The following is a 25,472-nucleotide window of genomic DNA, read 5'->3' as shown; positions in this document are numbered from 1 at the left end:
GGGTTACGGCAAACACACAGGCTCGGGCGATAATCCCCGCATGTCGATCACCATCAAAACCCCCGCGGACATCGAGAAGATGCGCGTCGCCGGCCGCTTGGCGGCCGAGGTCCTCCAGGTCGTGGCGCCCCATGTGAAGCCGGGCGTGACCACCGCCGAACTGGACCGCATCTGCCACGACCACATCGTCAACGTGCAGCAGGCCATCCCGGCCAACGTCGGTTACCGGGGCTTCCCGGCGACCGTCTGCACGTCGGTCAACAACGTCATCTGCCACGGCATCCCGAGCGAGGCCAAGGTCCTGAAGGACGGCGACATCGTCAACATCGACGTCACCGTCATCAAGGACGGCTGGCACGGGGACACCTCCCGCATGTACTACGTGGGCAGCCCGTCGGTGATGGCGCGGCGCTTGGTGGAGACCACGCGCGAGGCCATGTTCCGAGGCATCCGCACCGTGAAGCCGGGCGCGACCCTGGGCGACGTCGGCCATGCCATCCAGCAACTGGCCGAGGGCGAGCGCTTCACCGTCGTCCGCGAGTACTGCGGCCACGGCATCGGCGAGGTCTACCACGAGGATCCGCAGGTGCTGCATTACGGCCGCCCCGGCGAGGGCCTGGTGCTCAAGAAGGGCATGACCTTCACGATCGAGCCGATGATCAACGAGGGCACCCGGCACACCAAGCTGCTGCCCGACGGCTGGACCGTGGTGACCAAGGACCGCAAGTTGTCCGCGCAGTGGGAGCACACCGTCGTGGTGACCGACGACGGCGTCGAGATCCTCACCCGCGTCCCCGGGGACGACAACGACCTATGACCGAACGTGCCGCCGTGCCGGCGGCCGTTCCGCCGGTGGATGCCGCTCCCGACGCTGCGGCCTGGGCCGCGGGGGCGCGCACGCGACTGGCTGAAGCCGACGCCACGCTCGCCGCGAAGTTCGACCGCGGCGCCGACATCGACGACCTCCTGCGCGATCGCACCCGCGCCGTCGACGCGCTCGTGCGCGATGCCTGGTCGCGCTGCATCGCCGGCGACGCGCCGCTCGCGCTGTTCGCCGTCGGTGGCTACGGCCGCGGCGAGTTGTATCCGCAATCGGACATCGACCTGCTCGTGCTCGCCGATGCGCCGGCGCAGGCGCAATTCCAGGACGCGCTCGCGCGCTTCTTCGCATTGCTGTGGGACGCCGGCCTGCCGGTGGGCCATGCCGTGCGCTCGGCGGAGGAATCTACCGCTGCCGCGGCCGACGACATCACCGTGCTCACCGCACTGTCCGAGGCGCGCCCGCTCGTCGCCGACGAACACGACCTGCGCACGCTGCTGAAATCAATCGACATCCGCCACGTCTGGCCGCCGCGCGAGTACTTCCGCGCGAAGCGCGAAGAACAGCGCGTGCGCCACGCGCGCTTCGGCGACACGTCGGACAACCTCGAACCCAACCTCAAGGAAGGCCCCGGCGGCCTGCGCGACATCCAGACGCTGCGCTGGATGGCGCTGCGCGTGCTCGGCGCGCGCGATCCGCAGGGCCTGATCGCGGTCGGCCAGCTCGGCGCCGACGAATACGCCACGCTCGAACGCGAACGCCGCGCCCTTGCACGCCTGCGTTTCGGCCTGCACCTGGTCGCCAATCGCCGCGAAGAACGCCTGCGCTTCGACCACCAGAAGACGCTCGCCGCGCGCCTGGGCCACGTGGACACCGCGGACAATCTCGCGGTCGAGCAGATGATGCAGGGCTTCTACCGCAGCGCCGCGGTGGTGCTGCGCATCAACGACCGCCTGCTGCAGCGTTTCGAAGAACAGCTCGAAGGCGAGACCGCGCCGGAGCCGATCGACGACGCCTTCGAACTGCGCCGCGGTTACCTCGCCGCGCGCGACGAAGCCTGGCCTGCGGGCGATACGCAATCCATCTTCGAACTGTTCGCCACCTGGGCGGCCAACCCCCGCATCCGCGGCCTGCATTCGCGCACGGCGCGCGCGTTGGCCGAAGCCCTCCCGACAATTCCCGCGTACACCGATGCATCGATGCCGCTGCGCAAGCGCTTCCTCGCCTTGCTGCGCGGTCCGCAGGCGGTGGAGACCGTCGCGCGCATGGCGCGGCTGGGTGTGTTGTCGCGCTGGCTCCCGGCCTTCGCTGCGGTGTCCGGGCGCATGCAGTTCGACCTGTTCCATGTCTTCACCGTCGACCAGCACACGCTGGCCGTGCTGCGCAACATCGCTTCTTTCGCGAGCGGGCAGCCGGACGAACGCTTCGCGATGGCGCACGAGGTATACCCGCGCCTGCGCAAGCCGGAACTGCTGCTGCTCGCCGGCCTCTTCCACGACATCGCGAAGGGCAGGGGCGGCGATCATTCGGAGCTCGGCGCCGTGGATGCGCGCGAATTCGGCGTCGCGCATGGAATGAGCGAGGCCGACACCGAGCTGGTTGCCTGGCTCGTGCGCAAGCATCTGCTGATGTCGGTGACCGCGCAGAAGCAGGACATCGCCGATCCGGATGTGATCCATCGTTTCGCACGCGAGGTTGCCGATCGCGAACGCCTGGACCTGCTCTACCTGCTGACCTGCGCCGACATCGCGGGCACTTCGCCCAAGTTGTGGAATGCGTGGAAGGACCGGTTGCTCGCGGATTTGCATACCGCGACGCGCCTGGCGTTGCGCCGCGGGCTCGAGCATCCGGTCGCCGCGGCGGACCGCATCGCCGAAGCGCGTGCCGACGCGCGCACGCAACTCGCGCAGTTCGGCATCGCCGAGACGGAAGCCGATGGGCTGTTCGCCCGCATGCCGGATGAGACCTTCCTGCGCGCGCGGACCGACCAGGTGGCGTGGCAGGCCACCGTGATTCGCCATGCAACGCCGGGCCGCGTGCGCGTGAGTGCGCGCACCCTGAATGCCAAGGGCGCCGCGCGCATCGGTGCGCTCGAAGTGTTCGTGCATTCGCCGGATCGCGACGGCCTGTTTGCTGCGATCGTCGCCACGCTCGACCGCGCCGGCCTCGCCATTCAGCAGGCGCGCCTGTTCGACGGTCCCGCCGGCCACGTCTTCGATACCTTCGAAGTGCTGCCCGCCGAAGGGCAACGCACCGTGTCCGCGGACGATGTCGAGCGTCGCCTCGCCACCGCGCTCGCGGCCGAGGACCTCGACACGATCAAGCCGGTGCGCCGCAACCAGCCGCGGCACCTGCGCCATTTCCGCATCGCACCGCAGGTGGCGTTCTCCGACAGCGCCGACGGCCACCGCACGCTCGTGAGCCTGGTGTGCACCGACCGTCCCGGATTGCTGGCGGACGTCACCCAGGTCTTCCGCATGCAACGCCTGCGCGTGCACGATGCGCGCATCGCGACCTTCGGTGCGCGCGCCGAAGACGTATTCCAACTCACCGACGAGCGCGACCAGCCGCTCGACGACACGCGCCGCGACGCCTTGCGCGCAGCGCTGCAAACCCTGTTCGAAGGAGACGCACGATGAGCCCCGCCCGCAAGACCACGAAGAAGACGACCACCGCGCCGCAGGAAACCCCGGGGCTCAGCGTCGAAGAACTGAAGTTCCACATCGACAGCGCCTGGGAGCGCCGCACGATGCTCACGCCCGAAGAGATCGAGTGGGCGACGCGCCCGTCGGTCGAGCGCGTGATCGAAGGACTGGAAAGCGGCGAGTTCCGCGTGGCCGAACCGGACGGCAAGGGCGGCTGGCAGGTCAACGAATGGTTGAAGAAGGCGGTGCTGCTGTATTTCCGCATCCGCGACATGCAGCTGATGGAAGGCGAGCCGGCGCCGTTCTGGGACAAGGTCCCGCTGCGCTTCACAGGCTTCGGCGAGTCGCAGTTCCGCAAGCTCGGCGTGCGCGTGGTGCCGGGCACGGTCGTGCGCCGCGGCACCTACCTGGGCAAGGACGTGGTGCTGATGCCGAGCTTCGTCAACATCGGGGCGTACGTCGGTGCCGGCACCATGGTCGACACCTGGGCGACGGTGGGGTCGTGCGCGCAGGTCGGCAAGCACTGCCACATCTCCGGCGGCGCGGGCATCGGCGGCGTGCTGGAACCGCTGCAGGCCTCGCCGACGATCATCGAGGATCATTGCTTCATCGGTGCGCGTTCGGAAGTGGTGGAAGGCGTCGTCGTCGGCCACCACAGCGTGATCGGCATGGGCGTGTTCCTCGGCCAGAGCACGCGCATCTACAACCGCGCGACGAAGGAGATCAGCTACGGCTACGTGCCGCCCGGGTCGGTGGTCGTGTCGGGGTCGCTGCCGTCGGCCGACGGCACGCATTCGTTGTACTGCGCGGTGATCGTGAAGCAGGTGGATGCGAAGACGCGTTCCAAGACTTCGATCAACGAACTCCTTCGCGGGTAAGCGATGACGACCCTCTACGGCTTGTCCAACTGCGACACCTGCAAGAAGGCCCGCAACTGGCTGCAGCGTTTCGGCGTCGAACACGCGTTCGTCGATTACCGCGACCAGCGCCAACCCGCCGCGACGCTCGCCGACTGGGCGAAGCAGGCCGGCGGCTGGGACGCCTTGATCAACAAGTCCTCGACCACGTGGCGGCAGTTGCCGCCGACGCGCAAGACGCCGGGCAGCGATGCGGAGTGGCAGTTGCTGTTGAAGGAATATCCGCAACTGATCCGTCGTCCGGTGGTGGTGATGGACGATGGCTCGGTGACGCAGGGCTTCAGCGACAACGGATTCAAGACACGGTTCGGAGTGCCCAAGTGAGCGATGTCCTCGCGCTGACCAAAGCCCTGATCGAGCGTCCCTCGATCACGCCCGACGATGCGGGTTGCCAGCCGATGCTGGCCGGGCGCCTCGCGCGCGCGGGCTTCGCCTGCGAGTCGCTGCGGTTCGGCGAGGTCGACAACCTGTGGGCGACGCACGGCAGCGACGGCCCCGTGCTGGTCTTCCTCGGCCACACCGACGTCGTGCCGCCCGGTCCGCGCGAGGCGTGGAGCAGCGATCCGTTCGTGCCGACCGAGCGCGATGGCGTGCTGTTCGGCCGGGGCGCCGCCGACATGAAGGGCAGCGTCGCGGCGTTCACGATCGCGCTCGAACGCTTCGTCGCCGAACATCCCGCGCATCGCGGCACCGTTGCGATGCTGGTGACCTCCGATGAAGAAGGCGATGCGATCGACGGCGTGCGCAAGGTCGCCGACCTATTCCGCGAACGCGGGCAGCGCATCGACTGGTGCATCACCGGCGAACCCTCGTCGAAGGCGAAGCTCGGCGACCTGCTGCGCGTCGGGCGTCGCGGCACGCTCTCGGCGACGATGACCGTGCGTGGCGTGCAAGGGCACGTGGCGTATCCCGAGAAAGCCCGCAATCCGATCCACCAGGCACTGCCGGCGCTGACTGAGCTGGTCGCGCGCCGCTGGGACGAGGGTTTCGAAACCTTCCCGCCCACCAGCCTGCAGATCAGCAACGTCCATGCCGGCACGGGCGCGAACAACGTGATCCCGGGCGACATGCAGGTGCTGTTCAACCTGCGCTTCAACCCGCACTGGACGGCGCCGGAACTCGAGCGCGAGTGCGAGATGGTGTTCGAAGCGCACGCGCTCGATTACGTCGTGCATTGGCATCGCGGCGGCGAGCCCTTCCATACGCCCGAAGGCCCGCTGCGCGAAGCGGCGCGTGCAACGCTGGCAGCGGTCGCGGGCGCGATGCCCGAAGAAAGCACGGGCGGTGGAACCTCGGATGCGCGCTTCATCGCGCCGCTCGGGGCGCAGTGCGTGGAGATCGGGCCGGTCAACGCGAGCATCCACAAGGTGGACGAGCACGTGCGCATCGCGGACCTCGAGGCGCTGCCCGATCTTTACTTCGATTTGATGCGGCGCCTGTTGGCGTAAATGAAAACGGCGGGCATCCTTGCCCGCCGTCGGGAAAACGCGCTGCCTCAGAACCGGACGCCGATGCTCGCGCCGTAGGCCATCGTGTTGGCGCTGTTGCGTTCCAGGATCGTCGAGGCGCCCGTGGCGGTGGTCAGCGACGAATCCAGGTAACGGATGTCGCCACGCACGAACCAGTTCTTGCCGAGGTCGACGTCCAGGCCCGCGACCGCCGCGATGCCGTCGTCGCCGTGCATCTGCAGCGGCGCCAACTCCGCATACCCCGGCGCGAGCGATTCGTTCGACACGCGGGTCCACTGCCAGCCGATGCCGACGAACGGGCGATAGCGCTGCGCCATCGTCGGGAAGCGGTGCTGCACCGACACCATCACCGGACGCACGTCGTAGCTGGCGACGTCCGCGCCGCCGTCCACGCGGATGTTGCGCTGCGAAGGCCAGGTCATCCAGGCCTCCAGCGCCCAGGCGGCGTTGAGGTTCCAGGCAAACGAAGCAGTGAATGCGCTGTCGTCGTTGTCGTGCGACAGGCCCTGTCCCAGGCCGAGCAACGGCTCGCCGTTGCCCTCGAGGAACGCGAAGCCGCCGGTGGCTTCGAAAGTGTGGGAGGGAGATTGCGCGAACGCCGCGAGCGGCGCGATCACGAGGGCGGTGGCAAGGGCGAGACGGGTCAGTACTGGGGTGCTGCGAATACGCATGGTGTAGTCCACGTGTTGAGAAGTTTCGCGGCGATGCTAGGTCGCCGCGATCACATGGCACCAGTTGGATGTTTCTCGTGCGTGCGTCGAATTGTTCAGCGCGTGGATGCGGGCTGCAGCGTCATCGTGTGCGTGGCATCGCCGGGGAGGAACGGCGTCGCGCGACCATGCACCCAGTCTTCATGGCCCGCGCCCCAGAACGGCGACAACGGGTTTCCGCTTTGGCCGCCCGGCATGTGCGTGATGCCTTCGGCCTCATGGCCGGGCGACACGACCATGCGCTCGGAAGCGCCGTCGTCGGGCGCCTGCACGCGCGGCATCGAACCATCGCCCGGCAGCGGATCGAAGGGCATGCACAGCGCGTACTTCGCGAACGGCAACGCACGCACCAGCGGATGACAGATGCGCGCGGTGTTCTGCTCGCCCCAGGTGCGTGCGTCGAGCGGACCTTGGGATTGCAGGTCGGTCTGCACATCCTGCGCGGCGTCTTCGAACAAGGCCTCCCACGACGCGTACCTGCGCGGCAACAGATGCATCGGCCGTTGCGTCACCAGCGGCCACATCACGCTTTCGAACTGCGGCAGCCCGGGCATGTCGAAGGCCTTGCCCATCTGTGCCTGCGCAGGCGCGGTGAGCCCATCGGCGAGGCGTTCCTGGATCGCGCGACGCCATGCGCGCACGATGCGATAGCTCACCGAATCGGTCGATGCACGTCCGTCCCAATGTTGCGCAGCGCTCGCCAGCGCCTGCAGCGCCGGCGCCTGCGGCGCCTTCGATGTGTCCTGCAGCAGGCGCCACCAACGTGCGAGGAACAGCGCGCGGTCGTCGAGTTGGATCGCCAGCAGCGCCTGCTCGTCGAAGTTGGGGCGCGCGAACAGATCGTCGCGGATCTGCTTCGCGCGTGCGCCGTGCAGGTAACCGCCGTCGCCGAGGTGCACGCGATCCGCGCCGCCGACCACGCGGTTGTTCGCGGTCCACAGCCGCCCGGAGATGGGACGCTTCACGACGGGCGAGGCATCGATGCGCAGATTGAACATGCACGCGTTGGCATCGGCGACATCCGTCGCGCATCCCGGTTGGCGCGCGGGGATCGGGCCGAGGATGCGCCAGGCGATGTCGCGCGAATCCGCCAGCATCAGGTTCTGCGCGGGAATCGCCATGCGGTCCGCGCGCGCGAGCGCGTCGTCGAGGTCGCGCGCATACGCCATGTCGAGGAAGGCCATGCGCAGCGAGCCGGGCAGGTGCGCGGACCAGCGCAGCGCGAGCGCATCGCCTGCGTCGTCGTGCGCCATCACCGGGCCCCAGGGCGTCTCTTCGACATCGAAGGCCACGGGCGCGCCACCGGCGACCGCGATGGACTCGCGATGGTGCACCGGCGCCACGCACGCCGCGCCGATGCGATAGCGATCCGCGCCGCACTTCGCGTAACGCCCCCAGTCCGCCGAATCGATGTAGCTGTTCGTGAAGCCCCACGCGACCTGCGTGTTGCTGCCGACCACGACCGCCGGCATGCCCGGCAGCGTGAATCCGGCGACGTCGACGCGGCCGCTTTCGGCGCGCGCATCGGGGTACCGCAGTCGCGCACGAAACCAGATGTTCGGCGCGCGCAGGCCGAGGTGCATGTCGTTGGCGAGGATCGCGCGGCCGTCGCGCGTGGCCGCGCCGCTCACCGCGAAGTTGTTGCTGCCGACCGGGAAGGGCTCGCGCAACTTCGACGCGGTGGCGAGGGCGGGCACGGGAAGTTCACGCAGGTTCACCGCATCCGCGCCCGGCAACACGGCATCGCCATCCGCGCCGCCCGTGAGCGGTGCATCCCACGCACTGCCACCGCGCGCGAGCAAGGCATACAGCGCCGGCGGCAGGTGCGGGCGCATGCGCCACATCGCCAGTTCGCGTTCGTTCGATCCGCCCTGCAGGTCGAAGTACATCGCGTACGCGACGAGCGGCGTGTCTTCCGGTCGCCAGGGTTTCGGTTGCTGGCGCAGCAACAGGTAGGTCCACGGCCGCACGGGCAGGGCGGCGAGGCCGGCGTTCACGCCTTCGGTGTAGGCGAGCACGTCGGCCTTGCGATCGCCGGTGATCTCGTCGAAACGCTGCTGCACGCGCGCGCGCATGCGATGCACGCGATGCGCCTTGTCGACATTGATGGCCGCCGGGCCGAACAGTTCCGCGAGCTCGCCCGCCGCACTCCGCCGCAGCAGGTCCATTTCGAAGAAGCGTTCCTGCCCATGCACGTAGCCGAGGGCGCGGAGGGCGTCGCGCTCGTTGGCCGCATCGATGGTGACCACGCCGAGCGCATCGCGCTTGACCGTCACGGGCGCGGACAGGCCCGGAAGCGACAGCATGCCGTCGAGTTTCGGCAGGCTCGCGCGCATCGCGCCCCATGCGGAGACGATCGCGAGTAAAAGCAGGACACCGACCACCGCCCCGATCCGAAGAAGCCAGCGTCGCATCCCTTCCCCCAGGCGGCGCGCGTCAGCGCCGCTGCAATCGATAGGCCACGGCGTGCAAGGACGTCACGCCTTCGTCGCGGAACCGGTCCTGGTAGGCCAGGATGTCGTGCCGCGTGATCAGGTCGACCGTCCAGTCGCGTTCGAACAGTTCGCGCACTTCCGCTTCCGGCACCGTGAACGGCGGGCCCTGCTTCTGGTGCGGCGGGTACTCGAGCGTGACCAGCAGGCCGATGCATCCGCTCGGGAGGCGCGCATACATCTCGCGCACGTAGCGCCGACGCAGGTCGGGCGGCAGCGCGATCAGCGCCGCGCGATCGAACACCGCGTTGCAGTCGGCGAAGTCACGTTCGTCCAGCGCGAACACATCGCCGCACAACACATCGATCGCGCCCGCATGCGACACCACGCCCTTCGGCGTGTGCTCGACCTCCGGCACCAGGCCCTGCTCGGCGAAGAACTGTTCCACCGCCAGCGGCGAGAGCTCCACGCCGAACACGCGATGCCCGCGCGCGGCGAGCCACGGCATGTCGACCGATTTGCCCGCCAGCGGCACGTACACGCGCGCATCGGAAGCAGCGCCGATGCCGTCCCAGCATTCCACCAGCAAGGGCGAGGGCGTCGCCTGGTGGAAGCCGATCTGGCCCTCGCGCCAACGTTCGAGCCAGAACTCGCGATCCTGTTGCGCGCTCATTCGACAGCGAGCCCGTCGACTTTCTGCCAACCGCGCGGCAGCAAGCCACCACGCGACGCACGCGCACCGACGTACTCGTCGAGTTCCTTGAACGAGAGCGTCATCGAACGCGCGCCCGACTTCACCACCAGCTTGCCGCCCTGCGGCACGACGGCCACCGCGACCACGCGTTCGGTGCCGAGCTTCGCCTTCGGGATTTCGATGATCTTGTTGCCCTTGCCCTTGTCGAGCTCCGGCAGGTCCTTCACCGGGAAGGCGAGCAGGTGGCCTGCGGTGGTGACCGCGACGACGCGATCGCTCGCTGCATCCGAGACAAGCGCCGGCTGCACGACCTTCGCGCCGGGCGTGAGCGAGAGCATCGCCTTGCCGGCCTTCTGCCGCCCGGTGAGGTTCACGAACTGCGTGACGAAACCGTAGCCATGCGTGGAGGCGAGCACGAAGCGCGTCGCATCTTCGCCACTCGCGATCGCCTGGAACGAAGCGCCTGCGGCAGGCGAGAAACGCCCGGTGAGCGGCTCGCCGTTGCCGCGCGCGCTGGGCAGCGTATGTACGACGGTGGAGTAACTGCGCCCGGTCGAATCGAGGAACGCGACCTGCTGCGTGCTGCGCGTGCGCACGGCCGCGAGCAGCGCATCGCCATCGCGATACGAGAGCGCACCCGCGTCCACGTCATGACCCTTTGCCGCGCGGATCCAGCCCTTCTCGCTGAGCACCACCGTCATCGGTTCGCTCGGCACCAGTTCGGTTTCGTCCAGCGCCTGCGCGGCGCCCCGCGCGACGAGCGGCGAACGGCGCGCGTCGCCGAATTTCTTCGCGTCCGCGAGCAATTCGTCCTTCAGCAGCTTCTTCAGCTTCGCCTTGTTGCCCAGGATGGTCATCAACTGGTCGCGCTCGCGATCCAGTTCGTCCTGCTCGCCGCGGATCTTCATTTCCTCGAGGCGCGCGAGTTGCTTGAGGCGCGTGTCGAGGATGTAGTCGGCCTGGTCCTCGGAGAGCGCGAAGCGCGCGATCAACGCATCGCGCGGCTCGTCCTCGGTGCGGATGATGCGGATCACTTCGTCCAGGTTGAGGAACGCGACCAGCAGGCCTTCCAACAGGTGCAGGCGGCGTTCGACCTTCTCGAGGCGATGCTTGAGGCGCCGGGTCAGCGTGTCGGTGCGGAACTCCAGCCATTCGGTGAGCAACTGGCGCAGGTTCTTGACCTGCGGACGACCATCGACACCGATGACGTTGAGGTTGACGCGGAAACTCTTCTCCATGTCCGTCGTCGCGAACAGGTGGCCCATCAACTGCTCGACGTCCACGCGGTTGCTGCGCGGCACGAGCACCACGCGCACCGGGTTCTCGTGGTCGGATTCGTCGCGGATGTCCTCCAGCCACGGCAGCTTCTTCGCGCGCATCTGCGTGGCGATCTGCTCGATCACCTTCGAGGGCGAGACCTGGTAGGGCAGGGCGTTGATGACGATGTTCGTGCCGTCCTTCGCGAACGTGCCGCGGGCGCGCACGCTGCCGTAGCCGGTCTCGTACATCTGGAGCAGGTCGGCGGCCGGCGTGATGATCTCCGCGGCGGTCGGATAATCGGGGCCGCGCACGTGTTCGCAAAGCTCGCGCACGGTCGCCTCGGGGTCGTCGAGCAGGCGCACGCAGGCCGACACGATTTCATTGAGGTTGTGCGGCGGCACGTCGGTGGCCATGCCGACCGCGATGCCGGTGGTGCCGTTGAGCAACAGGTGCGGCAGGCGCGCGGGCATCCACGCGGGTTCTTCCAGCGTGCCGTCGAAGTTGGGCGTCCAGTCCACCGTGCCCTGGCCCAGCTCGCCCAGCAGCACTTCGGCGATGGGCGTGAGCTTGGACTCGGTGTAGCGCATCGCGGCGAAGGATTTCGGATCGTCGCTCGAGCCGAAGTTGCCCTGGCCTTCGATCAGCGGATAGCGGTACGAGAACGGCTGCGCCATCAGCACCAGCGCTTCGTAGCAGGCCGAGTCGCCGTGCGGGTGGTACTTGCCGATCACGTCGCCGACGGTGCGGGCGGATTTCTTCGGCTTGGCCCCGGCGTTGAGGCCGAGTTCGCTCATCGCATAGATGATGCGGCGCTGCACCGGCTTCAGGCCGTCCCCGAGGAACGGCAGGGCGCGGTCCAGCACCACGTACATGGAGTAGTCGAGGTAGGCGCGCTCGGCGTATTCGCGGAGCGGGATCTGCTCGAAACCGTGGAAAACAGGTCGGACGGTGTCGTTCATCGGCATGTCGTGGGGCGAGTGCCCCGAGTTTAACCGCCGCGACCACATGAACGATCTTTCATGTTGGCGCCATCACCGCGAGAGGGGCGCGGGCGCAGCCTTGGTCCTGCGATGGATCCCCGTCGCAAGGGAACCACCACACACCCCACCACAAACCAGGAGCAACGCCATGCTGACCCGTCGACTGACCCTTCTCGGCCTCGCCCTCGCCATGGCCGCCGGCACCGCCGTCGCTGCCAACCCGGCCCCGGCCGCCGCCACGGGCAAGGCCCCGGCGAAGGAAAAGCAGACCTGCGTGAAGCACAACAAGATGGGCCACTGCGAGAAGTGGGCCCCGAAGAGCGAAAAGTCGGAAAAGACCGATAGCGCCGCGAAGGCGAAGGAAGGGCAGAAGTAAGACCGGATTTTCCCCGTCGATCCTTGGAGACGCCGCGTCGCTCCCCGGTAGCGCGGCGAGCGGGGTCGGAGGACTCGTCCTCCGGCCCCGTTTTTTTTGTTCGTCGCGGAGGACGTATGCTGCCCGCAGAGGGAGGTGCCATGCGCATCCTGCTGATCGAGGACGATGCCGAAACCGCCGCCTTCATCCGCCAGGGATTGAAGGAGCAGGGGCATGCGGTGGACCACGCGGCCGACGGCCGCGAAGGGCTGTTCCTCGCCACCACCGAACCCTATGACGCGCTCATCGTCGATCGCATGCTGCCCGCGCTCGATGGCCTGGTGCTGCTGCGCACCCTGCGCGGCGCCGGCAATCGCGTGCCGACCCTGATGCTCACCGCGCTGTCCGATGTCGATCATCGCGTCGAAGGCCTGCGCGCGGGCGCCGACGATTACCTCGGCAAACCCTTCGCCTTCTCCGAACTCAGCGCGCGCCTGGACAACATCGTGCGCCGCGGCCCGGACGCCGCCGCGGCCGAACCGGTGAAGCTGAAAGTCGCCGACCTCGAACTCGACCTCCTCAGCCGCCGCGCGCAACGCGGCCCGCGCCGCATCGACCTGCTGCCGCGCGAATTCCGCCTGCTCGAATACCTGATGCGCCAGGCCGGCCGCGTGGTGACACGCACGATGCTGCTCGAAGCGGTGTGGGACTACCACTTCGATCCGCAGACCAACGTCATCGACGTGCACATCAGCCGCCTGCGCCAGAAGATCGACCACGGCGAAGCCACGCCGCTGCTGCACACCGTGCGCGGCGCGGGCTACCGGCTCGGCGACGCATGACCTTCTTCCGCTCGACCACCACGCGGCTGGCGCTCACGGTGTCGCTGGCGTTCCTGCTGGGCTTCGCGCTGCTGGGCGGCAGCGTGTACGCCGCGGTGTCCGCGTTGTTGTTGCGCGATGCGCGCGAGGCGATCCTCGTCGATGCCGATGGCCTGCGCGATGTGTTCCTCGATGGCGGCGCGCCGCAGCTGGCGCAGACGATCCGCGACCGCATCGCGCATCCGGACGATCCCAACGCCACCTACGCGCTGCAGGTGAACGGACGCACGCTCGTCTCCGACCTGCCGAACGGCGCCATGCCCGCGCACGATGGCTGGCGCGAAACCCCGGACCACGACGGCACGCGCGTGCTGGTCGCGCGGAACACGCTCGCGCCGGGCGTCACCCTCACCACGGGCTTGCGCCTGCGTTCGGAGAGCGGCTTCCTGGACCTGATGCGGCGGATCACGCTGGCCGCGGCCGCGATCGCGGTGCTCGTCGGCATCCTGATCGGATGGTTCACCGCGCGCTGGGTCGCGCGCCGACTGGGCAGCCTGGATGCGACGGCCGCGCGCGTCGCCGCCGGCGAAATGGCTCTCCGCGCGCCCGTCGACCGCACCGGCGACGCGTTCGACCGCCTCGCGGTACGTTTCAATTCGATGCTCGATCGCATCGAAGTCCTGCTCACCGGCGTGCGCGAAGCCACCGACCACATCGCGCACGACCTGCGCACGCCGCTGACGCGATTGCGGGCCCGGCTGGATCAATTGCGCACCCAAGAGACCGTCGCACCCGAAGCACTGGATCCCGCGGTGGCGGACGCCGACCAGTTGCTGCAGGCCTCCAGTGCGTTGCTGCGGCTGGCGCGCATCGAGGCGCAGCCCAGGATCGAGCACGAACCGTCCGTCGACCTCGACGCCCTCGTGCGCGACGTGATGGAACTGTACGAACCCATCGCCGCCGAACGCGGCATCGCGCTGTCCGCCGCGACGCACCCGCTGCAGGTCGACGGCGATGCCGACCAGTTGTTCCAGCTAATGGTCAACCTGCTCGACAACGCAGTGAAGTACGCGCCCGCGGGCAGCGTGGTGCAGCTCGAACTGGCGGGGGCAGGGGACCAGGCGCGGCTGGTGGTGGCCGACCATGGCGCCGGCATCCCCGAACAGGAACGCGAGCGCGTGTTCGACCGCTTCCATCGCCTGGAGGCCCACCGCGGCACCAGCGGCAGCGGCCTGGGCCTGAGCCTCGTGCGCGCCATCGCCCAGCGCCACCGCGCGCAGGTGTACCTGGAAGACAACCGCCCGGGGCTGCGGGTGGTGGTCGCGTTCCCGCACGGGGCGCACCGCCCCTGATCCACATGCGATTTTTTGCGATCCGCGCGTTGACATCGTCCGCGCCGCACCGCACCATACGCGCCCTCACCTGCCCAGGTGGCGGAATTGGTAGACGCACTAGTTTCAGGTACTAGCGGGTAAAACCGTGGAGGTTCGAGTCCTCTCCTGGGCACCAATCAGAACTCCGAAGCCGTCCAGCGCCGTCCGGAGAATCGCCAAAAACCCCGCCGAAACGCGGGGTTTTTTGTTGCCTGCCGTCCGTCGGAATCCGAAGAAGATCTATGGCATCCGACCCCGAACAGGGGTAGAAGGAGGGGTATCTACTGAGTTGGCTTTTCATTCCGAAGAATGGCGAGCAAGCTGACAGACGTGCGGATTCGCAACGCCAAACCCGGCGCGAAGCCGTACAAGATTTCTGGCGGACACGGGCTCTGCGTGTTCATCATGCCCGCGGGTGCGAAGTACTTTCGGCTGCGTTATCGCTACGCCGGCAAGGAGAAGATGCTCAGTCTCGGTGTGTACCCCGAGGTGAGCCTCAAGGAAGCAGAGGCCGGCGCAGCCCAGGCCCACGTGCTGCTTAGGCAGGGCACCAACCCCTCCGAGGATCGACGCGAGAAGAAGCTGCTGCTTCGGCAAGCGGAGCGACACACGTTCGCCTTTGCCGCATCGCTATGGGTCGAGCACAACACCCCTCGCTGGAAGCCGGCCACCCTGGAGAAGGTGCGGCAGTACCTGGACAAGGACCTGCTGCCCTCGCTCGGCAAGCGACCGCTGGGGAACATCACCCCGATGGAACTCGGCGCAGTCCTTGAGCGAATCGAGAGGCGCAAGGCGCTCAATGTTGCAAAGAAGACCAGGCAATGGCTTGCAGCGATCTACGCATTTGCGATCGCGAAGGGCCTGACCGCGAGCAATCCTGCAATCCATCTTGGGTCGATCGCCCTCTACCAGCCCGAGCCCAAGAACCACGCCCATATCGGTCTCGAAGAACTGCCCAAGTTCCTGAAGGCCCTAGAGACCTACGACGGGTCCGTTTTGGTCAAGACGTGCACTTGGCTTGGGCTCTGGACCGCGAATAGACCGGGCATCACTCGCACGCTCAAATGGAGCGAGCTCGACCTCGACCAAGGTCTCTGGACCATCCCCAAAGGGCGCGAGGGCATGAAGAGGGGCTACTCACACGTCACACCGCTCCCAACCCAAGCTGTCGAAGCACTGCGCACTCTTGAGCCGATCACGGGGCGCTACCCGTACGTCTTCGTGGGTCGCAATGACTGGCGCAAGCCGCTGAGCGATGGCGCGGTCACGGGCCTGCTCAAGGCGATTGGCTACAGCGGCAAGCAGACCGCACACGGTTTCCGCCACTTGGTGAGCACGGCGCTCAACGAGAAGGGGTACGACGCCGATTGGGTTGAGCGACAGCTCGCGCATGGTGACCCCGATGAGATTCGCGGCACGTACAACAAGGCCGTCTATCTGGACCAGCGTCGAACGATGATGCAGGAGTGGGCGGATTACCTAGAGGATGCGCTTCGCAGCGAGGTGCTACAGACAGTGCGCAAAAGATCCGACGCAAGCCGGTAAGCGGCGACGGCGGGACGATGGTGCGTCCGGCCGCGCCTTCCACAAGCGTACTGGACGGAGAATGACATGGCGACCCAAAGTGTAGTACTGCAATTTCCGCTCAGGAAGAAGAGGGGCCGCAAGGCAATCCTGGTAAACGCGGGCGAATTGATGGCGTTTCCAACGCAGGGTAAGAAGGCTGAGCGAGCGCGTCAACTTCTGTTCGATGAGTTACGCGACCTATTCGAGGAGCTTTACGACCATAGCCCGCTGGGGCGCAGTCTCGGTGAAGGGGAGCGGAAACGGACAGTGGACCGATTGACGGCTAGTTTTGTGAGCGCCATTGGAACACGGGCACGGTCCTGTCCCCCCTCTGATTTGCCTTATTGATCTGTTGGGCAAAGCTGGTGTCTGGACGAAGTTTCAGTTGTGCAGGTTTGGAGACGCTTGATGCCGAGAAAATCTGACGTACTCAAGCCGCTATTCGATGCAACCGCATTGAAGGTGAACTCGTCGATATCAAAATCAGACGCAGCATTAGCCGTCACTCAGAGGCTACGAAAGTCGCCTTCGACTGAAGAACATTCATTTGTTCTGAGGCGGGTTCGCCGGCGCATCGACGACCATGTGAAGCAATCGAAATTACGGCTGCTCCAGCGAGAGCCGTCTGTGACGTTCAGGTGGTTCGATCTGTTGACTTGGGTCTTGGCACAAGAAGATTGGAGTCATGACGCCCGGTTCGACGACTTTCGCCAATCGATGGATCTCTTTGTGAGAAGGGCACAGTTTGAAGCGACTCTCGATCCCGTAGTACTCACGGCAACTGCCACGGTTGAAGACTCGCCGCTGGACCAAGCTACCCGGCTGAGACTGAAAGAATCGCAACAGGAGCTAATCCAGTGTCGACAGCGCGAAGCAACGCTGGAGGACCGAGTCACGACGCTGAGCGAGCGAGTCAATCAATTGGAGGCGGACCTCGCGGTCAAGGTAAAGCAACGAACAGGCGCTGCGAAAGGTGGCAGAGCTGGTAAGGGGGTGCGGAAAGGGAGGGGCATTTGAAAAGCTAGCAATCTGCTTCTCCTCCCATACGCTGCCCAAAGCATGTCCCAACAGCTCCCAGGAGAGCACGACATGCCGGCCACCATCCTCAAGCTTCCGCAAGTAACCCAGCGGACCTCGTTATCACGCAGTCACGTCTACGCCCTGATCGCCGAAGGCGCGTTCCCGAAGCAGGTCCGACTGGGATCTCGTGCAGTTGGTTGGCTCGAATCAGAAGTCGATTCGTTCATCGCGGCGCGTATAGCCGAACGGGACGCTTCGCCTGCCAACGAGCAGGAGGGCTGACCGATGGCCCGCCCTTACGACGATCAGAACAAGAAGCTGGCCCGCCCCATGGTGGCGCCGGACCAGTTCGCGCAACAGCGCGCCGACGGCAACCTCGGTCCGCTGGGCGAAACCATCGCCCGTGGCATGAGCAACGTCGCGGCCAATCTGGCGGCGCGCAACGCGACCTACAACGCGCCCACCGGTGCGAAGTTCAACACCGGCCTCGGCGTGCTCGACTCCTCGCCAAAGCTTGCCTCTCCGGCCGCTGCACCGACCCCAGGTCGAAAGCCGGTCCCGTCTACCGACGGCGTGGCACCAACCGGTGGAGTTCCGGCTTCTCCTCCCGTAGTGAAGCCGGTTTTCGCCAGCGCGCGCGGTCGCCTGCTCACGCCTCCGGTTGCTCCGGCGGCGCAGCCCACCGGCATCCAGCGCACGATGGTCAACGGCGTGCCGACCTTCACCGGCACGGGCGGCTACTCGCCGCAGGCTCCCGTCGCTGCGCCGGCGGTCTCCCGCACGCTGCTCTCCAGCCCGAGCATTGCGCCGGTGATGACGCCGAGCGTGACCAACCAGTCCGAGAGCACCGACCAGCGCCGTGCACGCGATGCCGCGATCAGCGAAATCGGCACGCAGTTGTTCCTCAACCGCGGCAAGACAACCCGTTCCGCGCGCGACTTGACGAGCGACCTCCTCAAAACGCAGGCCGACCTCACCAACACCGCCGGCAACCAGGCAGTCGCGCTCAAGAACTCCAACCTCGACGCACAGAGCCGCATGGACGTCGTCGGACTACAGAACCAGGGCGAGAACGACCGTGCGCTGGTCGATGTGCGCGGCACCAATGAACGCACGTCTTTGCTCAATGCCGGGGATACCGAGCGTGAGCGACTCAAGCTTGAACGCCCGTCGCTCCTGACCGATCGCGATGGCGCCTACCTGCTCCTCAACCCCCTCCAAAGCGTTGGGCGTCCAGTGCTCTCGGACGGCCAGCAGGTACGAGGCCTCGTGGATGGCGCCATCACCCCGGTGGATCGCCTTACGAGCCTTCAGGGCGAGCTCACGGCTGCGCAGCAGTCGCTGACTCCGGATCCGGTACGGATCGGTGACCTGGAGCGTCAGGTCGACGCGTTGCGCCGGCCGAGCGCAGCTCCGGTGCCTGGCGACGTCGTAAAGGGCTTCCGCTTCCGCGGCGGAGATCCAAGCATCGCTGCGAACTGGGAACGCATCGGCGGTGCCCCGTGAGGGCCCGAAACAACAAAGCCAACGGGGTAGGAGCCGTTGGCTTTGGGGGTCAACAGGTTTTTGCACTGCACGCGAAATCTACCGCGGCCCGGCGTCGGCGCAAGCGTCGCCATGTCCCCCGACCGCTGCCGCCGGGCCTCCTTCGTGCACGGGAGGCCGTCGATGGGCGTCTTCCGCCGATGACCAGATACGAGCGCAGAACGCTCGCTCGCCAAATAGCACGCGTGAAGCGCGAGGACGAGCAACGTCGCCGCGAACTCGGCTACCCCATCCCGTAACCGTTACGCCCATCGGCGCGCGCATGAGTGCGGCTGACGGGCACCTCATCTTTAGAGGGTACGACCTTGAGCCGCTATCGAAAGATTGATCCGCGAATCTGGAATGACGCCAGGTTTCGCCTGCTGACCGACAACGGGAAGCTCGCGGTTTTTCTCCTGTTGACGCATCCCAACATGACCGCACTCGGCGCAATGCGAGCCACCCTTCCGGGGCTCGCCGCAGAACTGGGTTGGAGCACCGAAGCCTTTGGGCAAGCCTTCGCTGAAGCTTCGCGGCTAGGCATTGTCGAGCATGACGCAGAGGCATGCTTTATCGGTTTGCCGAATTTCCTGCGCTACAACCAGCCCGAGTCGCCCAATGTGGTGAAGGCTTGGGCGGGTGCAGTCGATCTGCTCCCAGAGTGCGACCTCAAAAACGTTGTACTGCAACGCGCTCAAGGCTACGCGGAAGGCTTATCCGAACCCTTCGCCAGAGCCTTCCGCGAAGCCTTCCCGAAGGCTATGCCTAATCAGGAGCAGGAGCAGGAGCAGAAGCAGGAGCCAAAAGCAAAAGAGGACTCACCTAAAGGTGAGTTGTCGCCGGCGACCGTGGTCGCCATCGACCGGACCGAATGCCCGCACGTTGAAATCGTGGCGCTGTACCACGAGGTCCTGCCCGAACTCGCGCGCGTGAGCGACTGGACAGTCGAACGACAGAAGCTGCTGCGCAAGCGCTGGCGCGAGAAGGCCGAACGCCAGCACCTCCGGTGGTGGCGCAGCTTCTTTGAGTACGTGCGCGGCTGCGACTTTCTGATGGGGCGCACTTCGGGCCGTGACGGCCGACCCTTCGAATGTGACCTCGAATGGCTCGTGCGCCCGACCAACTTCGTCAAGGTCATCGAGGGCAAGTACCAACCCAAGGCAGGGGTCGCATGAGCTCCTCGCCTCGCGTTCTTCCGCACAGCGTCGAAGCGGAGCAGTCAGTTCTCGGCGGTCTAATGCTTCGTCCCCAGGCCCTCGCAGAGGTGTCGGAGTGGATCAAGGAGGACGACTTCTACCGTCGCGACCACCAATTGATCTACCGCGCCATCCGCGAACTCGCCGCGAAAGAGATTCCGTGCGACGCGGTGACGCTCGGCGAATGGTTCGAATCGATGGGTATGTCCGAGCAGGTTGCCGGCGGTGCGTATCTGATCGAGCTCGCCAGTACCACGCCGTCGGCCGCGAACATCAAGGCGTACGCCGAGATCGTCCAGGAGCGATCGCAGCGTCGGCAGTTGGTCAGCGTGGGTACGGACTTGGTCAACGCAGCGTTCGATCCTTCATCGCAGGACGTAGCCGAGATCGCGCACGAGCACCAGCGACGGCTTACACACCTCGCCCCGGGTCGCCGCACGGGCCCCGAACAGGCGCGCGTCTGTCTCGAGGCGCTGTACGCAGACCTAATCCGTCGATTCGAAATGAGCGCCATGCCGGGCCTTCCTACGCCGTGGAAAGACCTGAATGACATTACGCATGGTCTGCAGGACGGGGAGGTGGTGGTCATCGCCGCGCGGTCCAACATGGGTAAGTCGGTGCTTGGGTTTCAGCTCAGCGCGTTCACTGCGCTGCAAGGCCACCGAACAATTCGCTTCAGCCTCGAGATGACCAAGGAACATGCCACCCGGCGCGACCTGGCCGCATGTGGGGGCATTCCGCATGCATGGCTGCTGGATCCGCGCCAGGGCAACTACTGGCCCCGCTTGACGGAGGCAATGCGCGCCTTCCGCGATGTCCCATTGCTCACGGACGACAGCCCTCGGCTCACGTCCTCGCAGATCTCGGCGCGGGCCCAAGTGGAGCACTTGCGAAACCCAGTGCGCATGGTGGTGGTCGACCACCTCCACGAGATGAAGCTTCCCGGCAAGCAAGGGGAGGTCGTGGAGCGTGCCGATGCACTTCGGGACCTGAAGGCGCTGGCGAAACGTCTTGGGTGTCCTGTCGTGGTGTTGGCGCAACTCAATCGTGCGGCGGCCAGTAACGAGAAGAACCAGCCGCGTCGTCCGCAACTTACGGACCTGCGCGGCTCCGGCGGCATCGAGGAGGTAGCTGATGTCGTGCTTTTCCTCCACCGACCGGACTACTACAAACCCGACGACATGCCAGGTGTCATCGAAGTCACGGTGGGGAAGGGACGCGACATCCCCACTGGCAAAACGATCTATCTGCAGAACCGATTCGACGTGATGCGCGCCGACGACTGGAAAGGGACGTTGCCGAATCCTCAAGTCGAAACACCTGCGCGTCGCGGCTTTAACCCCTGACCCCCACCAGGACCCCACCACATGGCTAACAAGCACAAGAAGATCAAACCCAGCGACCTTCGCTGTCTCGCCGTAGAGATTACGGCGGGGGCACGCGCCCTCGTCGAGATGAGCAACCAGATGCGCGACGAGGCTCAACACAGACCTAAGGGCGCCAGCCGCCCACCGCCGATGTGCGACTACCACCACCTCGTACACGACGCTCGAGAGCTTAATCTCGCGGTGTGTGCCGTCGTTCAACTTGCAGGCATCGTGCGCGAGGAAATGCACCTCGCCGCAAAGGACCTCAGGACGACGGGGCGTCGCAAGCGAAAGCTGGCCCCAAAGTGCGGCGCCTGGAAGGCCAGCGGCGGGCGCTGCGGGGTCCGTCTAAAGCCTGGTCAGTTCCGATGCCCGCTGCATGCCCAAGAGCTCCGCAAGCGCCGCAGAGCCAAATCGAAGGGCGGGGGTGGTAACCAAGAGGGAGGGGTACCCCATGGCACCCACTAGGCATGGGCCAGGTACCTTGAAGGGTGGTGCTGTCACCCGAGATATGGCGTTTTGCATACGCGCGCGAATGACTTTGGTGGCCAAACCCCGGCGAGTTCGGTGCAAGGCGAGGACCAAAGGGGGTACCCCCTGCAGGGCCTGGGCTGAGGAGGGGGGTACCCGTTGCCGACACCACCATGGGCGCTGCAGGGCCCTCACCAAGGCCGGCAAGCCCTGCCGAGGGCCTCGGCTCCAAGGGAATCGATGCAAGTGGCATGGAGGCCTCTCGACGGGTCCGAGGAGTGCGGATGGCAAGTCCAAGGTCGCGCTCAACCTTCCGAGAGTCCGAAACACGCGGCTGCAGTGTCCGAGTGCTCAACTTCGCGCCACAGCCACACACAAAGGCCCCGGACAAGTCGAAGGGGAAGACTCAACCCTCTGGCGAATCTCTGAACCAACGCGCTTGGCGCGTCGCACCCGAGAAAAAGTCTTGTCGAAACTAGAAGACAACAGTCCCGGCTCGCAGTAACCATTGTCGGCGTACCCAAAACCGAAGGTGCGCCGATGCCCGAGATTCGCGATCCCGTCTCCTACGACCGCGCCATGGCGGCGATCCCGAACGCCCATGATCGCTTCGGAACTGAGGTGTTCTACCTGCTGGGCGTTGTTGCAACGATGGTAGTGCTGGAGACGGCGCGCCAGCACGGTGCCCCCATTTGGATCACTTGGATTGAAGTCGTCGCTGGGTTCGCCTTGGGTGCCCAGCTCCAATCGCGTTACAACAAGATTCGACTTCGCGAAACGACAACGCCTGATGGTCGGCGAATTCTCCACATCGAATGGCCTCGCATCCTGCTCGGATCTATTGTTGCGCTAGCCCTTTGGGGTTTGGCGTACCTTCTCGCGGCGGCGCTGCCCTACGAACTCGCGAAGTACGCATGCAGCTAAGCGGAGCTTCCGGCCCAAAGCGGAAGTCCGGTGTGAGACGTCAGCGGATCTCAAGCGAGGCGATCCGGTCGTCCCGCAGTACAAAGGCGTAGGTCAACTCGACCGGGCTGCCGGGGAATTTGCCCGTGAGACGCGCGGTCAGCGACACCATGTCGCCGTCCTGTAACGCAGCCAACGGATGAACCTCGTACTGGTACTTCTTCTTCGCGTCCCGCTTCCAGACCCTGATGGCTTCCACGCCCTTGATCGTACGTCCTTCGTCCCGGACCTCGGCATCAGGGGCGAAGCACTGAGTGAAGAGACTCTCGTCCTTGTCTGCATCGGCTTGCAGGTAGAGCTTGATTGGAGTTGGTAGCGCGATTTTCATCTGGGACTCCCTCGCCGAGATTGGGATGTATCAAAGTGGGGATAGGCTTACCAAGCGACAAGGGCGCACCGGCGTAGCAACACCTGGCAGGAACCAAAGTGACCGCTGTTGGCCGATAGCGGACATCAGGGCTCATCAACGGATCGCCTCGGCAGAGCCATCCTGCCCCTAGGGACAATATGCGCGCGGCGTAACGCGCCCGTGTGTGGTGTTCGTCGGAAGCCAAGGCGATTGAGACCGTCGAGGACTGGTCAATGGCGATGCTGGCGTCCTCTTCGTAGTTGATCCGCCCACGCGGGATCGATCAGAAAATCGTCGCGGAGGATTGGATTGCGGACGTGCGCGCACGCAATCCCGACCGTTTGCTGACCCTTCTCGTGCATAGCCCTCCTACGCTGACTCCTTTGATAAATGCGAGTCCAGCGCAATGTCCACGAACCACGTCCCTTTCGGAGGGATTGGAAAAAGGCGGCATCTTCTTGCTCTTACTCTCTTTCTCCCCGCCTGCTGTGCGTCCGCAGCTTCCGTGCAGGACGATGGTAGGGAAACCTCACGGGACCCCACGGCGCGTGTCTTCGAGCTCGTGTTGCCGTCCGATCACTTGATGGGCGATTGGGGCGGGATCCGGTCCGATCTGGAACGCCACGGAGTGACACCGAGGCTGATCCTCGTCACGGACCTTGCGGGCAACGCCAGCGGCGGCCTGTCCAAGGGCATTACGGCTCCCACGAGCGTCGAACTCAGCCTGGTCGGCGATCTCGACAAGATGTTCGGGATCAAGGGCGGCTCGGTCTTTTTGTCCGCGTCGCAGCGGTGGGGTCGAAGCCTGTCCCAGGAATACATCGGCAACGTCTTCGGCACGCAACAGATTTACGGCTTCCAGACGTGGCGACTGATTGATTTTTCATATCAGCAAGCGCTGTTCAATGACCGCGTCGAGCTCCGCCTTGGGCGGTTTGCGGCAACGGACGATTTCATGGTCTCGGCGTATAGCTGCGGCTTGGTGTCCAACGCGTTTTGTGGGAACCCGTTCGGAATTCTGCTAGATGCGCCTGGCATGACTGCCTACACCGGCACCTGGGCGGCGCTCATAAAGGTGAAACCGACGCCGCGCACCTACCTCACGGGTGCGGTCTACAACGGTGATCTCGGGATTCGTGCCGACGAACACCATGGTCTCGACTTTTCGATACGCGGGCCTGCGTTTGCAATGGTCGAGTTCGGTTACCAGGTCAATGGACTGCCAGGCGACAGCCAACTGCTCGGAAACTACAAGCTGGGCGCCTGGTATGACGCTGGCCGGCTGACGGATTTCAAGACAGGCGCGGAGGTGTCGGGAAGTTGGGGCGCCTACGGTCTTTTCGACCAGGTGCTCGTGCCGTTCGGCAGCTCAGGCAGCAATCGTGGCCTTGGCGCCATTGGCTCGGTCACGATCGCACCGGATTCCGGCAGGCAGCAGCTACCCGCATTCTTCACCGTGGGCCTCTCTGCGCGGGGCTTGTTCGACGCGCGGCCGCGGGACGCTCTCAGCGTCGGTTTCGCGACCGGTCGTTTCAGTGACGAACTGCGTCGCGCGCAGCAAGTCGGCCGGTTGCCTGGTCCGCTGGATGGTCAGGGCCACGAGGATGTTGCCGAATTCACTTATCGCCTCGATATCCAGGAGGGTGCCGTCTTCGTGCAGCCCGATCTGCAATATGTCCTGCATCCGGGCGGCACGGACGAAGTCAAGAACGCGCTGGTCTGGGGTGTACAGGTCGGCATCAATTTCTGATCGCGCTTGCGAGGCTTCTGCCGGGCGGGACGATGCCCTGTGCGCAATCAGTTGCGCACTGGCGTAATGCTGAATTTCGCCATCCCTTCAAAGTTCGTCAGTTGTTCCGCGAGCAGCGCCGGCGACAATGCGCGCGAGCGCTTCAGGCCAATCACCGCCAGTCGCCACACCGGTTGGTTGTCGGCGAACTTGATCGTGACGCTGTCGCGCAGAATTCGGTACCCGCGCTCCTGGGCGATGGCGGCGATCTCATCCAGGCTGGGTCGGAACCCGGCTCGAAACGTAAGGTGCAGGTCCAGGGTCGTGCGGCCGGGGAGTCGATGTTCCAGTTGATGCAACAGCGACATCGAGAGCGCGCACAGCACGGCGAAGACCGAGGCCGCCACGTAGAAGCCGGCACCGAAGAGCACGCCCACTGCAGAGACCGACCAGATGGACGCGGCGGTCGCAAGGCCGCGCACGCTCAAACCATCCTTGATGATCACGCCGGCGCAAAGGAAGCCAATGCCGGTGACGACGCCCTGGACCACGCTCGTGGGATCACTCAGGGGACCCGAGACGCCGCCGTACCACAACGGCCTGAACCCGACGAGGACGGTCAGGGCCGCGGATGCCATGCACACGAGGCCATACGTGCGCATGCCGGCCGCCCGCCCGCGATAGGAGCGTTCATAACCGACGAGCATGCCGAGCGCCAGGGCACCCAGGAGCGTGAGCGCGATGGAGCCGTTGGCCCTGAGGATCTCCGGGCTCCAGAAGTGATGCTGGGTTGCGAATGGCATTGGCGGGC

Annotated in this window: 21 protein-coding genes and 1 tRNA gene; 16 read left to right on the top strand and 6 right to left on the bottom strand. The window is 65.7% G+C overall.

Features of this window, described 5'->3' with window-relative positions:
• Positions 1 to 40 precede the first annotated feature (40 nt).
• The 5 genes from map to dapE are packed head-to-tail and all read left to right on the top strand — an operon-like array spanning position 41 to position 5,830.
• Entirely contained in the window at positions 41 to 817 is a 777-nt protein-coding gene (gene map, locus LVB87_RS14705; protein ID WP_232898704.1) for a type I methionyl aminopeptidase, read from the top strand.
• A complete protein-coding gene (gene glnD, locus LVB87_RS14700) occupies positions 814 to 3,459 on the top strand; it encodes a [protein-PII] uridylyltransferase (protein ID WP_232898703.1) in 2,646 nt (881 codons plus the stop codon). Before map ends, glnD begins: the two co-directional genes overlap by 4 nt.
• Positions 3,456 to 4,343 carry a 2,3,4,5-tetrahydropyridine-2,6-dicarboxylate N-succinyltransferase gene (dapD, locus tag LVB87_RS14695; protein WP_232898702.1) on the top strand — a complete coding sequence of 296 codons (888 nt, stop codon included), beginning with the start codon at positions 3,456 to 3,458 and terminating at the stop codon, positions 4,341 to 4,343. The genes glnD and dapD overlap by 4 nt, the downstream gene beginning before the upstream one ends.
• Positions 4,344 to 4,346: 3 nt before the next feature.
• Positions 4,347 to 4,706 carry a Spx/MgsR family RNA polymerase-binding regulatory protein gene (locus tag LVB87_RS14690; RefSeq protein ID WP_232898701.1) on the top strand — a complete coding sequence of 120 codons (360 nt, stop codon included), beginning with the start codon at positions 4,347 to 4,349 and terminating at the stop codon, positions 4,704 to 4,706.
• Positions 4,703 to 5,830 (top strand): succinyl-diaminopimelate desuccinylase, encoded by a 1,128-nt coding sequence (gene dapE, locus LVB87_RS14685; RefSeq protein ID WP_232898700.1) that lies wholly within the window; start codon positions 4,703 to 4,705, stop codon positions 5,828 to 5,830. Before LVB87_RS14690 ends, dapE begins: the two co-directional genes overlap by 4 nt.
• A gap of 47 nt (positions 5,831 to 5,877) precedes the next feature.
• On the opposite strand, the gene LVB87_RS14680 is transcribed toward dapE, so the two are convergent.
• From LVB87_RS14680 to parC, 4 genes are all read right to left on the bottom strand, one after another.
• Entirely contained in the window at positions 5,878 to 6,522 is a 645-nt protein-coding gene (locus tag LVB87_RS14680) for an OmpW family outer membrane protein (RefSeq protein ID WP_232898699.1), read from the bottom strand.
• Between the two features lie 95 nt (positions 6,523 to 6,617).
• Positions 6,618 to 8,975, bottom strand: coding sequence for a penicillin acylase family protein (locus tag LVB87_RS14675; protein ID WP_232898698.1), 2,358 nt, complete (start codon positions 8,973 to 8,975; stop codon positions 6,618 to 6,620).
• A 22-nt stretch (positions 8,976 to 8,997) separates the two neighbouring features.
• Entirely contained in the window at positions 8,998 to 9,666 is a 669-nt protein-coding gene (locus LVB87_RS14670; RefSeq protein ID WP_232898697.1) for a thiopurine S-methyltransferase, read from the bottom strand.
• A complete protein-coding gene (parC, locus tag LVB87_RS14665; protein ID WP_232898696.1) occupies positions 9,663 to 11,906 on the bottom strand; it encodes a DNA topoisomerase IV subunit A in 2,244 nt (747 codons plus the stop codon). The genes LVB87_RS14670 and parC overlap by 4 nt, the downstream gene beginning before the upstream one ends.
• A gap of 169 nt (positions 11,907 to 12,075) precedes the next feature.
• Between parC and LVB87_RS14660 the strand changes: the two genes are divergently transcribed.
• The 10 genes from LVB87_RS14660 to LVB87_RS14615 all read left to right on the top strand — a co-directional run bounded on the left by LVB87_RS14660 (position 12,076) and on the right by LVB87_RS14615 (position 22,544).
• Positions 12,076 to 12,303 carry a hypothetical protein gene (locus tag LVB87_RS14660; protein WP_232898695.1) on the top strand — a complete coding sequence of 76 codons (228 nt, stop codon included), beginning with the start codon at positions 12,076 to 12,078 and terminating at the stop codon, positions 12,301 to 12,303.
• Positions 12,304 to 12,443: 140 nt separating this feature from the next.
• Positions 12,444 to 13,124 (top strand): response regulator transcription factor, encoded by a 681-nt coding sequence (locus LVB87_RS14655; protein WP_232898694.1) that lies wholly within the window; start codon positions 12,444 to 12,446, stop codon positions 13,122 to 13,124.
• Complete coding sequence (locus LVB87_RS14650; RefSeq protein WP_232898693.1) at positions 13,121 to 14,455, top strand: HAMP domain-containing sensor histidine kinase; 1,335 nt, start codon at positions 13,121 to 13,123, stop codon at positions 14,453 to 14,455. The genes LVB87_RS14655 and LVB87_RS14650 overlap by 4 nt, the downstream gene beginning before the upstream one ends.
• A gap of 72 nt (positions 14,456 to 14,527) precedes the next feature.
• A tRNA-Leu gene (locus LVB87_RS14645) sits at positions 14,528 to 14,612 on the top strand.
• A gap of 173 nt (positions 14,613 to 14,785) precedes the next feature.
• Entirely contained in the window at positions 14,786 to 16,021 is a 1,236-nt protein-coding gene (locus LVB87_RS14640) for an integrase arm-type DNA-binding domain-containing protein (RefSeq protein WP_232898692.1), read from the top strand.
• Between the two features lie 1,110 nt (positions 16,022 to 17,131).
• Positions 17,132 to 17,344: an AlpA family transcriptional regulator gene (locus LVB87_RS14635; RefSeq protein ID WP_232898691.1), complete on the top strand. Its 213-nt coding sequence runs from the start codon at positions 17,132 to 17,134 to the stop codon at positions 17,342 to 17,344.
• Between the two features lie 3 nt (positions 17,345 to 17,347).
• The gene (locus tag LVB87_RS14630; RefSeq protein ID WP_232898690.1) at positions 17,348 to 18,568 is read left to right on the top strand and encodes a hypothetical protein; all 1,221 of its coding nucleotides are present in this window, start codon (positions 17,348 to 17,350) and stop codon (positions 18,566 to 18,568) included.
• 344 nt (positions 18,569 to 18,912) lie between these two features.
• A complete protein-coding gene (locus LVB87_RS14625; RefSeq protein ID WP_232898689.1) occupies positions 18,913 to 19,761 on the top strand; it encodes a hypothetical protein in 849 nt (282 codons plus the stop codon).
• Complete coding sequence (locus tag LVB87_RS14620) at positions 19,758 to 21,128, top strand: replicative DNA helicase (protein WP_232898688.1); 1,371 nt, start codon at positions 19,758 to 19,760, stop codon at positions 21,126 to 21,128. The genes LVB87_RS14625 and LVB87_RS14620 overlap by 4 nt, the downstream gene beginning before the upstream one ends.
• A gap of 1,032 nt (positions 21,129 to 22,160) precedes the next feature.
• Positions 22,161 to 22,544, top strand: a complete 384-nt coding sequence (locus LVB87_RS14615; RefSeq protein WP_232898687.1) for a hypothetical protein — start codon at positions 22,161 to 22,163, stop codon at positions 22,542 to 22,544.
• 40 nt (positions 22,545 to 22,584) lie between these two features.
• On the opposite strand, the gene LVB87_RS14610 is transcribed toward LVB87_RS14615, so the two are convergent.
• A complete protein-coding gene (locus LVB87_RS14610) occupies positions 22,585 to 22,911 on the bottom strand; it encodes a nuclear transport factor 2 family protein (protein WP_232898686.1) in 327 nt (108 codons plus the stop codon).
• A 604-nt stretch (positions 22,912 to 23,515) separates the two neighbouring features.
• On the opposite strand from LVB87_RS14610, the gene LVB87_RS14605 reads away from it, so the two are divergent.
• A complete protein-coding gene (locus tag LVB87_RS14605; protein ID WP_232898685.1) occupies positions 23,516 to 24,682 on the top strand; it encodes a carbohydrate porin in 1,167 nt (388 codons plus the stop codon).
• A 47-nt stretch (positions 24,683 to 24,729) separates the two neighbouring features.
• Here LVB87_RS14605 and LVB87_RS14600 read toward each other — a convergent pair whose 3' ends face one another.
• Positions 24,730 to 25,464 carry an MgtC/SapB family protein gene (locus tag LVB87_RS14600; RefSeq protein WP_232898684.1) on the bottom strand — a complete coding sequence of 245 codons (735 nt, stop codon included), beginning with the start codon at positions 25,462 to 25,464 and terminating at the stop codon, positions 24,730 to 24,732.
• Between the last annotated feature and the right edge of the window lie 8 nt (positions 25,465 to 25,472).

Origin of the sequence: Lysobacter sp. KIS68-7, assembly GCF_021284745.1 — a bacterium.
Classification (GTDB): domain Bacteria; phylum Pseudomonadota; class Gammaproteobacteria; order Xanthomonadales; family Xanthomonadaceae; genus Noviluteimonas.
Note: the sequence above shows the minus strand (reverse complement) of the source record. Positions and strands in the feature narration are given on the sequence as shown.

Excerpts from the sequence above, each read along its gene's own strand:
- dapD (WP_232898702.1), top strand. The coding sequence starts at position 3,456 with ATGAGCCCCGCCCGCAAGACCACGAAGAAGACGACCACCGCGCCGCAG.
- LVB87_RS14690 (WP_232898701.1), top strand. The coding sequence starts at position 4,347 with ATGACGACCCTCTACGGCTTGTCCAACTGCGACACCTGCAAGAAGGCC.
- LVB87_RS14640 (WP_232898692.1), top strand. The coding sequence starts at position 14,786 with ATGGCGAGCAAGCTGACAGACGTGCGGATTCGCAACGCCAAACCCGGC.
- LVB87_RS14650 (WP_232898693.1), top strand. The coding sequence starts at position 13,121 with ATGACCTTCTTCCGCTCGACCACCACGCGGCTGGCGCTCACGGTGTCG.
- LVB87_RS14600 (WP_232898684.1), bottom strand. The coding sequence starts at position 25,464 with ATGCCATTCGCAACCCAGCATCACTTCTGGAGCCCGGAGATCCTCAGG.
- glnD (WP_232898703.1), top strand. The coding sequence starts at position 814 with ATGACCGAACGTGCCGCCGTGCCGGCGGCCGTTCCGCCGGTGGATGCC.
- LVB87_RS14615 (WP_232898687.1), top strand. The coding sequence starts at position 22,161 with ATGCCCGAGATTCGCGATCCCGTCTCCTACGACCGCGCCATGGCGGCG.
- LVB87_RS14635 (WP_232898691.1), top strand. The coding sequence starts at position 17,132 with ATGCCGGCCACCATCCTCAAGCTTCCGCAAGTAACCCAGCGGACCTCG.
- LVB87_RS14660 (WP_232898695.1), top strand. The coding sequence starts at position 12,076 with ATGCTGACCCGTCGACTGACCCTTCTCGGCCTCGCCCTCGCCATGGCC.
- LVB87_RS14605 (WP_232898685.1), top strand. The coding sequence starts at position 23,516 with ATGGGCGATTGGGGCGGGATCCGGTCCGATCTGGAACGCCACGGAGTG.
- LVB87_RS14680 (WP_232898699.1), bottom strand. The coding sequence starts at position 6,522 with ATGCGTATTCGCAGCACCCCAGTACTGACCCGTCTCGCCCTTGCCACC.
- map (WP_232898704.1), top strand. The coding sequence starts at position 41 with ATGTCGATCACCATCAAAACCCCCGCGGACATCGAGAAGATGCGCGTC.
- LVB87_RS14670 (WP_232898697.1), bottom strand. The coding sequence starts at position 9,666 with ATGAGCGCGCAACAGGATCGCGAGTTCTGGCTCGAACGTTGGCGCGAG.
- LVB87_RS14655 (WP_232898694.1), top strand. The coding sequence starts at position 12,444 with ATGCGCATCCTGCTGATCGAGGACGATGCCGAAACCGCCGCCTTCATC.
- LVB87_RS14630 (WP_232898690.1), top strand. The coding sequence starts at position 17,348 with ATGGCCCGCCCTTACGACGATCAGAACAAGAAGCTGGCCCGCCCCATG.
- LVB87_RS14620 (WP_232898688.1), top strand. The coding sequence starts at position 19,758 with ATGAGCTCCTCGCCTCGCGTTCTTCCGCACAGCGTCGAAGCGGAGCAG.
- parC (WP_232898696.1), bottom strand. The coding sequence starts at position 11,906 with ATGAACGACACCGTCCGACCTGTTTTCCACGGTTTCGAGCAGATCCCG.
- LVB87_RS14675 (WP_232898698.1), bottom strand. The coding sequence starts at position 8,975 with ATGCGACGCTGGCTTCTTCGGATCGGGGCGGTGGTCGGTGTCCTGCTT.
- LVB87_RS14610 (WP_232898686.1), bottom strand. The coding sequence starts at position 22,911 with ATGAAAATCGCGCTACCAACTCCAATCAAGCTCTACCTGCAAGCCGAT.